We start from the raw sequence: 13,452 nt of genomic DNA on the forward strand, positions 1-13,452 counted from the left end.
GGATGGGTCTACGCATGAGCACGCTGGCGATCATTGCGGTGGTGGTGATTGCGCTGGCGATGTGGGTGTACCTCAAGGGAAAAGAGAACAGCTACATCCAGAAGATTCCGGTGGATGTGCGCGCACAGATGGAAATGCTGCTCCAGGCACCACAGGAAAATGCCGACCTGATCTGGAGCTTGTTACGCGAGCATTACAACATCGCACTGTTTCTGCCAGGCCTACCCGGCGAGGAATGGTGGATGGTGGCGGCAATGGTGGCCATCGTCACACCGTTCATCATCATCAGCGCGTTGCTGGTGTCACGCTCAATCTCGCGCCAGTTCACCGTGCTGAGCGCGGCCGTGCGTAAAGTGCGCGACGGCGATTTTTCGATTCACCTGGCGTCAGCGCCACGAGCGCCGCAAGAGCTGGCCGAGCTAACCGATAATTTCAACGACATGGGGCGCCGCCTGGCCCAGTACGAGCGCGAACTTGAAGAGTCAAGTGTCATGCTGGCGCACGAGCTACGCACACCGCTCAACGCAGCCATGGGGCGCCTTCAGGCAATCCTCGACGACGTGTTCCCGCTGGAACCCGATCAATTACGCAAAGTACACGCCCAGCTTGAACAGATCAACCGGCTGGTCGGCGACCTGCACCTGATGTCGTTGGCTCGGGCAGGACAGTTAGGGCTGGAAATCGATCACTTCAGCGTGCGCGAGCTGTTGCTCGAAAGGCTGGAGTGGGCCACGCTGCGTATTGAGGCGACGGGATTGGTCGTGCACACGCGCTGCGACCCCGCACTGACGCTGCGGGCGGACCGCGACCGCGTCGGCCAGACGGTCTCGATCCTGATTGAAAACGCGCTGCGCTACGCAAGCGATGGCGGCGTACTGGACATAACGGCGTACGCGGAAGACGACATGGCGTGCGTCATCGTGGCCGACCGTGGCCCCGGCATGGACGAAAACCATCTGTCGCGTGCGGTTGACCGCTTCTGGCGCGCCGAGGATTCGCGTTCGCGGCACTTGGGTGGCAGCGGCCTGGGGCTGGCGATCGCTGCCGCAATTTGCGAGAGCCACGGCGGTGCGTTGGTGTGTCGCAACCGCAGCGGTGGCGGGTTGGAGATCGTGCTTACGCTGCCGGCTTAGTGCGCAGCGAAAACAGCAAGTCGTACGCCACCGGTATCAACCCCAGCGTCACCAGCGTGCCCAATGCCAGCCCGCCGATCATGGTGATCGCCATACCGGTCCACAGTGGCCCGGCGAACAGCATCAGCGGCACCAGGCCCACGATGCAGGTCAGCTTGGTCATCAGGATCGGACGGAAGCGCTTGATGGCCGCGGCCACCACTGCTTCGCGCCGGGTACAGCCGGTGTCGAGTTCCGCATCGATCCGCTCGAGCAGCAGCACCGCGTTGTTGACGATGATGCCGGCCAGCGCAAGCAGGCCGAAGGTTGCCATGAAGCCGAACGGATAGCCGGTGAGCAGCAGCGCGGTGGCCGCGCCGATCAGCACGAACGGCACGCTGGACGCCACGATCACCACCTTGCGCAGCGAATTGAACTGCCACACGAACAACAGCATGATCGCGCATAGCGCATGCGGCATGAAACCGAGCAGCGCCTGGTTGACTTCAGCCGAGTCTTCCAATTCGCCGCCCAGCTTGATCTTGTAACCTGGCTCCAGCTTGATGGCGGCAATGTCGCCGGCGAGCGTGTCGGCGATTTCGCTTGCCGTCATGCGGGGGTTGCGGCCGGTGACCGTGACCGCCGGTGCCAGGTCGCGGCGGATAATCACCGACGGCTCGCTGCCGGTTGTCACCCGTGCCACCGAGCCTAGCGGCACTGACGTGCCCTCGGCCGGGAAGACCATGGTTTCCTCCGGGGCGCCGCGCTCGCTGGCATCGCCGCGCAGCACTACCGGCACCGTCACACCGTCATCATGGATGCCGGTGACGGTAGCGCCACCGTAGCGCAATTGCAGTGCTTTGGCGATGTCGGCGCTGGACACACCGGCGCGGCGGGCATTGACCTGGTCCACCTCGATCACATAGCGCGGCACGCGCGCCTCCCAGTCGTCGTGCACGTCCATGGTACCCGGCAGCTCGCGCAGGCGGTCCGCGATGCGTTGGGCTATCCGCTGCAACACCTCCTGATCCGGTCCTGTCACGCGGTAGGCCACCACGCCTGATTCGGTCGAGCCCAGCGAGAATCGCTTCGGTTCGGCGCGCACGTTGGGCATGGTCGCCAGAGTGTGGCGGCGCACACGGTCGATCACGGCGTCGACATCAGTTCCGGGTTTCACGCTGACCGTGAAGTAGGCGATATTGGGTGCCGGCAGGGTGGGTGCCAGTCCGAGAACGATGCGCGGACCGCCATCGGCAACGTAGCCGATGCTGTCGACCACCTCGGGATTTGCTTTGCGGTCGCCCAGCCACGTACTCAGGGTACGCACCGTTTGCAGTGTCACGCGCGAGTCCACGCCCGGCTGCAAGGTCACCGGGATCTGGAACTGCAGCCGGTCAGAGCGCGGTAGGAAATCGTACGGAATCGATGCCAGCACCGTCACCGCGCCGGCCAGTGCCAGGGTCATGGTGCCGATGAACAACAGCTTATGGTCCAGGAGCGTGGTGATCACGGTGCGGTAGCCACGGTAGAAGCGGGTGTCGTAGTGTTCCGCACCGGCGTGCAGCGGCTCCACCTTCGCAAAGTGGAAACACAGCAGAGGCGTGACCGTGATACTGAGCAGCCAGGAGCCGAGCAGAGTCACGGCCAGCACGATAGCCAATGACTGGAGGTATTCGTTGGTGGAGGTCTGGCCGAAGAAGAATGGCGAGAATGCCAGGATAATGGCCAGCGACGACGTAAGCAGGGGAATGGCCAGCGTGCGGCCCGCTTCCTCGCAGGCGTGCGCGCGGTCCTCGCCGGCCACCAGGCGTCGTTCGATATCTTCGGCGATCACGATGCCGTTATCCACCAGCAGGCCGAGCGCCAGGATGATGGCGGCGATCGACACCGTCTGCAACTCCACATTCAGGGCGCGCATCGCGATCAGCGCTGCCAGAATGGTGAGCGGCACGATAGCGCCCACGATCAAGCCCGTGCGCCAGCCCAGGAACAACATCACCACGGCCATCACGATCACGACCGTCTCGCCCATCACATGGTGCATTTTGCTCATTTCGCGTGCCACCACGTCGGGCTGGAACGTCACGATGTGCAGCTGGAAGCCCACCGGCAGCTGCGCCCTGGCGCGGTCCAGGCCCACGCGCAAGGACTTGCCGAAGTCCTCCATACTGCGTCCGGCCGCCATCGACACCGCCATCACCACGGCCGGCTTGCCCTGGTAGATGGCGGCACTGTCGGGCGGATCGGCTGGCATCACCCGCACATCCGCCAGGTCGGCCAGGCGCACGGTGCGCGCGCCGGACTCGCCCTTGACGCGGATCGGCACCTGGCGCAGCGACTCCACGCTGGTGAGCATGCCGGTGGTGCCCAGCGACATGGACAGGCCGGCCACCGCCGTCAATCCACCCGGCTCGACGATGTTTTGCGTTTGCAGTTGCTGGATCACCGCTTCCGGCGCCAGGCCCGCCTCGGCCAGGTGCGCACGGTTGAAGGAAAGGTATACCCGGTCTTCCTGCAAACCATGCATGCTCACGCGCTCCACACCATCGACGGTATAGAGTTGCGCGCGCATGGCGCGCAGCGGCCCGCGCATGTCGCTCATGCCGAATCCCGGCGCGGTAATTGCGATCGACGCGGCGGCCACACGGCCGAAATCGTCGTCGACGAAGGGGCCGACGGTACCCTGCGGCATGGCGCCGCTGGCGTCCGCCGCCTTGGCGCGCACGCGCAGCCACAGCGCTGGCAGGTCGCGCACGTTGTCGTAGGCAGTCAGCTGGATGATGGCGTTGCCAGTGCGCGCGCTGGAGACGATGCGCTTGATACCGGCGATCTCGCGCAGCTGCTCTTCGAGCGGCTTGACCAGCAGGTCGGCCACCTGCGTGGCCGGCATGCCGGGAAATGATACGGCGACAGTGGCTTCGCGCACCGTGACCGAAGGCTCTTCCTGAGATGGGAAATCGAGAAACGTGAACACGCCAACGACGAGCAGCAGCACGGCCACCACAATCGTCAGTCGGCTCGAAGAGAGCGCGGCGCGGGTGATGTTCATGGCTGCTCCCCGGTGGCCAGCGTAGACGCGGAGTGGTAAGGCACCACGCGCTGGCGGTCGATCAGGAACGCGGTGCCGGCGCCGGCGACTTCCTCGCCAGCCTGCAGGCCCTGCGTCACTTCGATGCTGTCACCGCGCTGGCGGCCCAGCACGACGGCGCGGCGTTCGAGCACGTTGCCGGTCCGGTGGTACACGAACACGTGGCCGGTGCCTGCCTTCGTGCTCTGCGCCACGGCCGTCAACGGCAGGGTTGCAATTTGTGGCGCACCGGAGGCGATCGCGATCGACAGCGCTTCGCCGCTGCGCCGTGGCGTCTGTCCAGGTTGCAGGTCGAAGATCGCTTGCACGGTACCGCCGGCGTCGATATGGTCGGCCAGGCTGCGTAGCGTGAGCTTGATAGCGTCGGCGGCATCGGAGCCAGCGGTCGCCTGGTCCGCCCCGCGTGCGACGACCACGACGCCCGGCTTGAGCGATGCAGGCAACAGCGCGGCAGGCAGATCGGCCACCACCTGCAGGTGGCTGTCGCCTTCAATTTGCAGCACAGCCTGGCCGCTGGCGGCCAGTGCGCCAGGTTCGGCCAGACGCGCCTTGATCCGCCCGGCGTATGGGGCGCGCAGCACAGCCTGACGCTGCGCGCGCGACGCCAGCTGCAGCGCGGCATTGGCCGAGCTGTGCGCCGCGTCGGCCATCGTCACGGCCAGTTGCGCCGCGTCGAGGGTGAGTTTCGAGGTGGCACCGTCCGCGTGCATGGCCTGCTGCTGGCGCAACTGATCGCGCCGTTCCTGCAACTGGCCAGCTGTGGAGCGCACTTGGGCCTCGGCTTGCAGTACTTGCAGGTGCGCCGGCTCCGGGTCGAGCGTAGCCAGCACTTGGCCGCGGCGGACGGTGTCGCCGACATCGACCATCACGCCGGCCAGCTTGCCGCCGTTCTCGAACGACAGGTCGGCGCGCTGGGCCTGCCGCACCAGCGCCACGAAGCGGTAGTCTCCGGCGGCGGTGGTGGACGTGGTGATCAGCTTGACCATGCGCAGCGGCGCCTCGACGCGGGCGGGCTGACGGTCGCAGGCCGCAAGCTGGGTGGCCAGTGCGGCCGCGCCCAGCAGCATGGGAAGGGAGCGAAATGTCATCAAGTTCTCCTGGTCCATCGGTCAGTACACGTACCGGACGGTCATCATGGCTTCGACCGGCGTTTTGCGGGCCATGAGCGGACTGTTCTCGGCACGCTCGGCGAACGGCATGACGGTCAGTTGCGCGGAGCTGTACCAGTGCTCGGCCAGCTTGTGTTCCCACTGGGCGCTGACGGAATACGCGTACAGGCCGCCTCGCGCGTTGTACGCCGCAAAGCGGGTGCTGGCCGCTTGCGTCGAAGTCACGCCAAAATAGGCCTGGTTATAGCGGGCATTGCCCCAATGGGCGTTGACGCCCAGGGCCACGCGCTCGTCGCCCGTGTCAATCACGTTCCACTCCGCCCCCACGCGCAAGTTGTGCCGGTTCACGCTGGACTTGAGCGTGACATCTGCCTCGGCGCTGATCGACAGCGCGGGCGTGACCTGCTGGGCCACCAGCGTGTGCCAAGTGGCCGACCCCGGCACCTCGCCCATGCCGGCCAAATCGCGGCCTCCAGGGCGGAACAGATCGGACTTCACGCCGCGTCCTTGGTCATAATGGATCGATTGCGATACGTAAAAGCCGGACCCGGTAAGCAGTTGCAGGCCGACGCCGCGGCTGGTGTCGATAAAGAAGATGCCTTGCTGGGCGTACGCCACGGGGACAAACGTGGTGGCGGTGTCGCGCGAACCCATGTAGCGGGGGGCGACGCGCACGCCGGCGCCAATTGCCGCTTCGAGCTTATCGCCCAGCAGGTAGTTGACGGTCAGTTCGGCGCCGTGTGCGCTGGGCGCCAACAAGCCCAGCGCGAGGGTCGGGGCGGACAAGGCCAGGAGGAAGGAGCGGAACGTATAAATCATGGTGTGGTCAATCCTGGTTAAGTGAGAAGGAAGTGCCATAGAAGGCGTGCAGCAAACGAATCCGGTTGAGGGCGAGATCGCGCGCGGCGTCGATGTGGGCGAGCGATGCCGCCTCCATACGCAGGTGCTCGTCCAGCAGTTCTGTGGTGTCCTGGAGGCCTTGCAGGACGCGCCATGTCAGCGCTCTGGTGCGCCGTTCCAGCGATTCCTCGCGCTGACGCATCGCCGCTTCGCCGGCCTCCAGCGCGCGTTGCTGGTCGAGCGCGCCCGCCACTTCCTGGAACGCCGCTTCAATGGTCTGGGCGTAGGCGGCAACGCCGGCATCCTTGCGCAGTTCCGCCACGTCGAGCTGCGCCTGGTTGCGGCCGCCGTCGAAAATCGGCAGGCTGACCGATGGATTGAAGGTCCAGGCGCGGCTACCCGGTTTGAACAGGCCGTCGAGGCTTTCACTGACCGATCCCACGCCAGTGCTCAGGTGTATCGATGGAAAAAATGCCGCGCGCGCCGCGCCGATGTCGGCATGGCGCGCCTTCAGCTCGGCCTCCGCCTGGCTGATGTCAGGACGGTCGAGCAATATGCGCGCATCGAGGTCACGCAGCGCGGCGATCGGCAACGGCATCGCTGACAGCACATCCACGCTGCCGGCCGTGTCCACTGTTGCGGAGGGTACAAAGCCGGTCAGGATATTCAGGGCGCGTTGCGCGACAACGAATTGGGCCTCGGCATTGACGGTGGCTGCGTGGTGTGCGGCAGCGGCATTGCGTTCCGCGTCCAACTTGTCGCGCGAGATCAGGCCGAGCTCGAACTGGCGCCGCGCATAGCCTTCGAGTTGACGTTGATAACCGTCATTGCTCCGCAGGACGCGCCAGGTATCGGCGGTGGCGACCGCGATCGAGTGGGCACGCAGCACTTCCGCGATGAGTGCGGCGCGGGTTGCCACAAGGCCGTATCCGGACCCCACGTAACGTTCCTGCGCTGCCTGTGACAGCGACCGTAGTCTGCCAAAAAAATCGAGATCGAAATCCATGCCCAAGCCGGCTGCGCTGTAATGTTCACTCTCGGTCTCATTCAGGTCGGCATTGTCGAAGCGAGTACGCTTGCTCTCCGCCTGGAACGCCACGGAGGGCAAGCGAGCCGCGCCTTCCATGCGCATCAGCGCACGTGCCTCGTCAACACGGCGCATGGCTAGCTTGTATTGTGCATTGTGTGCCAGCGCCTGCTCGACTAGCGTCATCAGGGTGGCCAGCTGGCCGGCGCTACGCTGCGGTGCGAAGTCGTTCACCAACCGGGACTCCTGGATACTCAGTGTAGTAGAGGTTGCCGTGCGGACCGAGGGCGACGTGGTCGATGCCACATCCACATCGGACCGCATGGTGCCTGAGCCCAACGTGGACGGCAAAGCCGGCATCGCCGGACGCTGGTAAGAAGGAGCGAGAGAACAGCCGCCGAGCAGCAGCGTGCAGAGAAAAAGTGGAATTCGAGCGGGCATAGTAGCGGCGACGTTGTCAGGATGCCGGCAGCTTCTCACTCAATGATGCAGATATTTTGTGGAAAACATCAAGGAATGATGAAGATGCGTTGAATTTTGCCTCAGTCCGACCGGTTAGGCGCCAAACAATGGATGAATCACTGAATCGCCACCTGAAGCTTAGAGTCACCTGATCCATCGTTCTTGAAAGATGAGAAATCGATGGATCGTATTGAAGCCTGGGTGTTCTGCCAAATACCTGGTGTGCGATCTCGTAGCTGCCTGATCTGACGACGAAATTGGCGTTGACCTGGTTATTCATCTGCCCTGCAGAGACTACCGTCGCGCTCAGGCAAACGATGCTTGAGCTTCGGCGATCCTCTTGACGCCTTCGTGCCATCACAACCGTTAGTTTTAACAATTCAAGAAATTCATGGACCTTGCAGTTTTTGACGTCCTCAGCATATACTGTATTTATGTACAGTAGTTTTGAGAATGATCCACAACCTCGCAAGCCAGCCGCCATGCTTTCACCTTCCCTTCAACGTAGCAGCCCTACCACACTGGCCAATAGTGCCTTGCTGCGTGACGTCTGGCGGGCTAGTGAGCTGAGTCGAGGAACAACGAGCACTGTTACTACCGGTCACAGCGTCTTGGATCACGAACTTCCGGGCAACGGTTGGCCTCAATCGACCTTCACGGAGTTGTTAGTTCAGCAAGCGGGTATCGGGGAAATGCACTTGTTGCGGCCAGTGCTGGCGCAACTATCGCAACATCGTCGGATCGCCCTGGTGCAGCCGCCGTACTTGCCCAACTCCGCCGCCTGCAAATTCATGGACCTGAGTTGCCCGAACCTGCTCTGGATACGCGCCCCCAGCACCGCCGATGCTCTCTGGTCCACCGAGCAGATCCTGCGCAATGGCAGCTGCGGCGCGGTGCTGTTGTGGCAAGCCAATATTCGCGACGAGGCACTGCGGCGCCTCAATCTGGCGGCGCAGACAACCGAAACGTTCTTCTGGCTGGTCCGGCCGATGAGCGCAGCGGCTGATGCCTCACCTGCACCATTGCGCCTGGCATTGCGCCCAGCCGCCGGCGGCATTTCCACTCACATCATCAAACGGCGTGGCCCACATCATGAGGCACCACTCTTTATCCCGCTGGCAGACATGCCGGCACGTCAACGATTTTTGGACGATCAAAATGCGGTTCTGGTTCAGCGTACACCTCCCACTGTTGCCTCTCGAATGCCTCAGGCCGCGCTGGTGTGAACCGGGGCCGTATGCGGTGGTCGAGAAAGGCCGCATCCTTGCGGTCTCGCAGCATGCCTATGCCGAAGGGGTACGTATCGGCATGCGCCCTGGCGGTGTAGCGGCCGTCTCGCCGGATAGCGTCATCCTGGAGCGTAATCTTGAGCGTGAATTGATCACCAGCAATGCCATCGCGCTCGCCCTCCTCCAGTTCACCCCGGAGGTGGCGCATGCCGGCGACTTCAGCCTGCTGCTGGACGTGACCGCCAGCTTGCGCCTGTTTAACGGGCGAGCCGCCATCAGCCGGCGCATTCGCGCTGCCCTGCAAGCGCTTGGCGTGACGGCGCAGCTCGGCACGGCGCCGACGGCCATGGGCGCCTGGCTGCTGTCGCGCTGGCAGCCGGCCAAACGCCAGATCATTGTGCGGCGCACGGTGCACATGCGCTCACTCGAGCGCCAGCTCGACCGCATGCCCTGCGCCTATCTGCCCAGCACGGCGAATCATCTGGAGTGGCTGACGGATATTGGCGCGGATCATCTGGCGGCGCTACGGCGCCTGCCCCGCCCTGGCATCCAGCGCAGGATGAACAAGCACGTGCTCGATGAACTCGACCGCGCCTATGGACTCGCTCCTGAACTGTTTGAATGGATCGCCATTCCCGAGACTTTTTCAGCGCGCATCGAAACCTTTGACCGGATCGAACACGCCGATGCCCTGCTGGACGGCGCCACGGGCCTGCTGCAGCAATTTGTCGGCTGGCTGGTCGCGCGCCAGCAGGCCGTGAGTGTTTTTGTTCTGCTGCTGGAGCACGAGCGCGGCAAGACCGCGATCCCGCCCACGCCGATCGAGATCGGATTGGCGGAGCCGACCTGGCGCGACGAACACCTAATAAGGCTGCTGAAGGAGCGCCTGGCGCGCACGGAACTGGTTGCCCCGGTCATCGCCCTGCGGCTAGAAGCGCGACTGCTCACCGCGATGGCGCCACCGACGCAAGACCTGTTTCCCGAGCCGGGCGGCACCCCCGCCGACTATAAGCGCCTACTGGAATTACTCAGCGCCCGTCTTGGCAGCGACAACGTCCTCTCGCCTGTCGAGCATCACGACCATCGGCCGGAGGAAAGCAATGCCTGGGCTGCTGCCACCGAGAAGCGCAAGGCGGTCAACGCCGAGGATGAGGCGTTTGAGCGCCCGTTCTGGCTGCTACCCAAACCCATCCCGCTGCTGCTGCGCGGCGAACGTCCCTTCTATGGTTCCCCACTAAAAATGCTCAAGGGGCCGGAACGCATTGAGGCCGGCTGGTGGAATGATCAAATCGCTGCCCGCGACTATTACATCGCGCAAGGAAGCGACGCGACCTGCTACTGGATCTACCTGGAACGTGTCGTTGACGGCCGCTGGTACCTGCACGGCATGTTCGGCTGATCATGGACAAACCACTCGCTCCCACGCTGCCCGACTATGCCGAGCTGCAGTGCATGAGCCATTACTCCTTCCTGCACGGCGCCTCTCCGCCCGATCAATTGGTGGCGCGCGCGGCCCAGCTGGGCTACCAGGCCATCGCCATGGCCGACGAATGTTCCCTGGCCGGTGTGGTCAAGGCGCATGTGGCCGCGCGGGAGTGGAACATCCATCTCATCATTGGCAGCCAAATGAAAGTGACACCGGAAGACGGCACCCCGCCCTTCACGGTGCTGATCCTGGCCATGGACCGCGACGGCTATGGCAACCTGAGCGAACTCATTACCGCTGCGCGCACGCGCGCCGACAAGGGAAGTTACCTGGTGTGGCCACGCGACATCGCCAACCCCAGCGGCCATCTCGTCCACTTAAAAGGGCTGCCTGGCTGCCAGCTCATTCTGTGCCCCAAATATAACGCCCCCTATGAAGAGATCGAGCGGCAAGCCGAATGGCTGGTGCGCAGCGCACCGGGCCGCGCGCGCGTCGCCTTGACGTTGCACCACCGTGCCCAGGATGACCGGCACCGCGCCATGGTCGAAGCCATCGGCGCCGAATTCAGTTTACCTGTCGTCGCCACGGGCGATGTCGTCATGCATCTACGCTCGATGAAAATCATCCAGGACACCATGACCGCGATTCGTCTGAATACGCCGGTGGCGCAGTGCGGCTATCAGCTGGCCTCGAATGCCGAAGCGCATCTGCGTTCACGTTTGCGGCTGGGTAATCTGTATCCGCGCGACATGCTGGATGAAACCCTGCGCGTGGCCCAGCGCTGCACTTTTTCGCTCGATGAACTACGCTATGAATATCCAGGCGAGATCGTGCCGGAGGGGCAGACCCCAGCCAGTTACCTGCGCGAACAGGCATATATTGGAGCGCACTGGCGCTACCCGCACGCCATTCCGGACAATGTGCAGGCACAGCTGGAATATGAGCTGGAACTGATCGGCGACATGCAGTACGAACCCTACTTTTTGACGGTATTCGACATCGTGCGCTTCGCCCGCTCGCAAAAAATCCTCTGCCAGGGGCGCGGATCGGCGGCGAATTCGGCTGTCTGCTACTGCCTCGGCATCACCGAAGTCGACCCCTCGCGCGGCACCCTCCTTTTCGAGCGCTTTATCTCACGCGAGCGCGATGAACCGCCCGACATCGATGTCGACTTCGAACACCAGCGGCGCGAGGAGGTGATTCAATACATCTATCGCAAATATGGCCGCATGCGAGCCGCTTTGACGGCCGTTGTCATTTCCTACCGCCCGCGCAGCGTGCTGCGCGATGTGGGGCGCGCGCTGGGGGTGGACCTGTCGGTGGTCGACAAGGTGGCCAAAGCCTCGCATAGCTGGGGTGGGCGCGCCGACCTGCAGCAGCGCCTTACCACTTGCGGACTCGATCCGCACTCCCTGATCGCCGAAAAATGGGCGGCAATTGCCGAGCGCCTGATGCGTTTTCCACGTCATCTCTCCCAGCATCCGGGCGGCTTCGTCATCTCACGCGGCCCCCTCTCCCGCCTGGTGCCGATTGAAAACGCCGCCATGCCCGAGCGCACCGTGATTCAATGGGATAAGGATGACATCGATGAGCTGGGTCTCCTAAAAATCGACATCCTGGCGCTGGGCATGCTGTCGTGTATCGCCCGCACCCTGGCTTTGATCTCGGAACAGCGTGGTGAGCGTTTTGAACTGGGCGATATTCCCCATGAGGATGCCGCCACTTACCAGATGATTTCCAAAGCGGACACCGTCGGCGTGTTTCAGATCGAATCGCGGGCGCAGATGTCCATGCTGCCGCGCATGCAGCCACGCGAGTTCTATGACCTCGTCATCGAGGTGGCGATTATCCGGCCAGGGCCCATCCAAGGTGGCATGATCAATCCGTATTTGCGCCGGCGCCAGGGCTTAGAAGCAGTGACCTATCCGAGCCCGGAGATCGAGGCGGTGCTGCGGCGCACGCTCGGGGTGCCAATCTTTCAGGAGCAGGTGATGTCGATCGCCATGACAGCGGCCGGTTTTACGGCCGGTGAAGCCGATCGCCTGCGCCGCGCCATGGCCGCCTGGAAAAGAAAAGGTGGCCTGGAACAGTTCGAAGACCAGCTCATGAGCGGCATGGCCGAGCGTGGCTACAGCCTCGAGTTTGCCACCTCCATTGTCGGCCAGATACGCGGCTTTGCCGAGTATGGCTTTCCAGAGTCGCATGCGCACAGCTTTGCCCTGCTGGCCTATGCCAGCAGCTGGCTCAAGTGCCATCATCCTGCCGAGTTCCTGGCCGCCCTGCTCAACAGCCAGCCCATGGGTTTTTACAGCCGCTCCTCGCTGGTGCAAGATGCGCGCCGGCATGACGTCGAGGTAAGACCCGTCGATGTCTGTACGAGCGGATGGGAAGCATCCCTGGAGCCAATGGTGGACGGCAAACTGGCGGTACGCCTTGGTTTGAATAATATCAATGGAATGATGAGAGAGGCGGCTTGGCGCATTGAGGAAGCCCGCGCTGCCGCGCCATTCAAGAACATACGCGATGTTGCCATGCGCGCGCAACTCGATGCGGGGGATATGAAGGCGTTGGCATCAGCGAACGCCCTGGTAGCGCTGACGGGCAACCGGCGCATGGCCATGTGGGATGCTGCGGCGAGCGTGCCGGAGCGAGATTTAATGCGCGCGACGACCATTGCCGAACCCGTGCTGGAGCTGGCGCCGCCCACGGAAGCCGATGACATCGTGGCGGACTACCGGCATGTCGGCCTGACACTGGGCCGTCATCCACTCGCTCTCTTGCGCGAGCGCCTCAATAAAATGCGCTTTGTACCATCGGACATCCTGAACACCTTCAGCGACGGCCAGCTGGCCAGGGGCTGCGGCATAGTCACGGTAAGACAGCGGCCGGAGACGGCCAAGGGGGTGATCTTCCTCACCCTGGAAGATGAATTTGGCACCATCAACATCATCGTCTGGCCCACGCTGGTGGAAAAGCAGCGGGCCGAACTGATGAATGCCTCACTCTTGGGGGTGTACGGCATCTGGCAATCGAAGAGTGGCGTGCGCAACTTGATTGCCAAGCGACTGGTGGATTGCTCGCATTTGCTCGGTCAGCTTGACACGAAGAGCCGGAATTTTCATTAGAGAAGCATCCGGCCCACTTCCAACATTAACTCGC

The 13,452-nt window shown here is 63.3% G+C and carries 8 protein-coding genes; 4 read left to right on the plus strand and 4 right to left on the minus strand.

Annotation, left to right across the window (positions count from 1 at the left end):
- Nucleotides 1–14: 14 nt before the first annotated feature.
- A complete protein-coding gene (locus MRBLMS1_RS01750) occupies nucleotides 15–1,133 on the plus strand; it encodes a sensor histidine kinase (RefSeq protein WP_485877393.1) in 1,119 nt (372 codons plus the stop codon).
- Here MRBLMS1_RS01750 and MRBLMS1_RS01755 read toward each other — a convergent pair.
- From MRBLMS1_RS01755 to MRBLMS1_RS01770, 4 genes are read right to left on the minus strand one after another with little or no spacing between them, the layout of a single operon-like run.
- Complete coding sequence (locus MRBLMS1_RS01755; protein WP_485877395.1) at nucleotides 1,117–4,161, minus strand: efflux RND transporter permease subunit; 3,045 nt, start codon at nucleotides 4,159–4,161, stop codon at nucleotides 1,117–1,119. The genes MRBLMS1_RS01750 and MRBLMS1_RS01755 overlap by 17 nt on opposite strands.
- Nucleotides 4,158–5,288, minus strand: coding sequence for an efflux RND transporter periplasmic adaptor subunit (locus MRBLMS1_RS01760; RefSeq protein ID WP_485877396.1), 1,131 nt, complete (start codon nucleotides 5,286–5,288; stop codon nucleotides 4,158–4,160). Before MRBLMS1_RS01760 ends, MRBLMS1_RS01755 begins: the two co-directional genes overlap by 4 nt.
- 21 nt (nucleotides 5,289–5,309) lie before the next feature.
- Nucleotides 5,310–6,128 (minus strand): MipA/OmpV family protein, encoded by an 819-nt coding sequence (locus MRBLMS1_RS01765; protein ID WP_485877398.1) that lies wholly within the window; start codon nucleotides 6,126–6,128, stop codon nucleotides 5,310–5,312.
- 7 nt (nucleotides 6,129–6,135) lie between these two features.
- The gene (locus MRBLMS1_RS01770) at nucleotides 6,136–7,617 is read right to left on the minus strand and encodes an efflux transporter outer membrane subunit (RefSeq protein WP_485877400.1); all 1,482 of its coding nucleotides are present in this window, start codon (nucleotides 7,615–7,617) and stop codon (nucleotides 6,136–6,138) included.
- Between the two features lie 503 nt (nucleotides 7,618–8,120).
- On the opposite strand from MRBLMS1_RS01770, the gene imuA reads away from it, so the two are divergent.
- The 3 genes from imuA to MRBLMS1_RS01785 are packed head-to-tail and all read left to right on the plus strand — an operon-like array spanning nucleotide 8,121 to nucleotide 13,418.
- Entirely contained in the window at nucleotides 8,121–8,864 is a 744-nt protein-coding gene (gene imuA, locus MRBLMS1_RS01775; protein WP_485878946.1) for a translesion DNA synthesis-associated protein ImuA, read from the plus strand.
- Nucleotides 8,797–10,266 (plus strand): Y-family DNA polymerase, encoded by a 1,470-nt coding sequence (locus MRBLMS1_RS01780; RefSeq protein ID WP_485877401.1) that lies wholly within the window; start codon nucleotides 8,797–8,799, stop codon nucleotides 10,264–10,266. The genes imuA and MRBLMS1_RS01780 overlap by 68 nt, the downstream gene beginning before the upstream one ends.
- 2 nt (nucleotides 10,267–10,268) lie before the next feature.
- Complete coding sequence (locus MRBLMS1_RS01785) at nucleotides 10,269–13,418, plus strand: error-prone DNA polymerase (protein WP_485877403.1); 3,150 nt, start codon at nucleotides 10,269–10,271, stop codon at nucleotides 13,416–13,418.
- The last annotated feature ends 34 nt before the right edge of the window (nucleotides 13,419–13,452 follow it).

Source organism: Massilia sp. LMS1-1-1.1, from assembly GCF_040815535.1.
In the GTDB taxonomy this organism is placed as follows: domain Bacteria; phylum Pseudomonadota; class Gammaproteobacteria; order Burkholderiales; family Burkholderiaceae_D; genus Janthinobacterium; species Janthinobacterium aestuarii.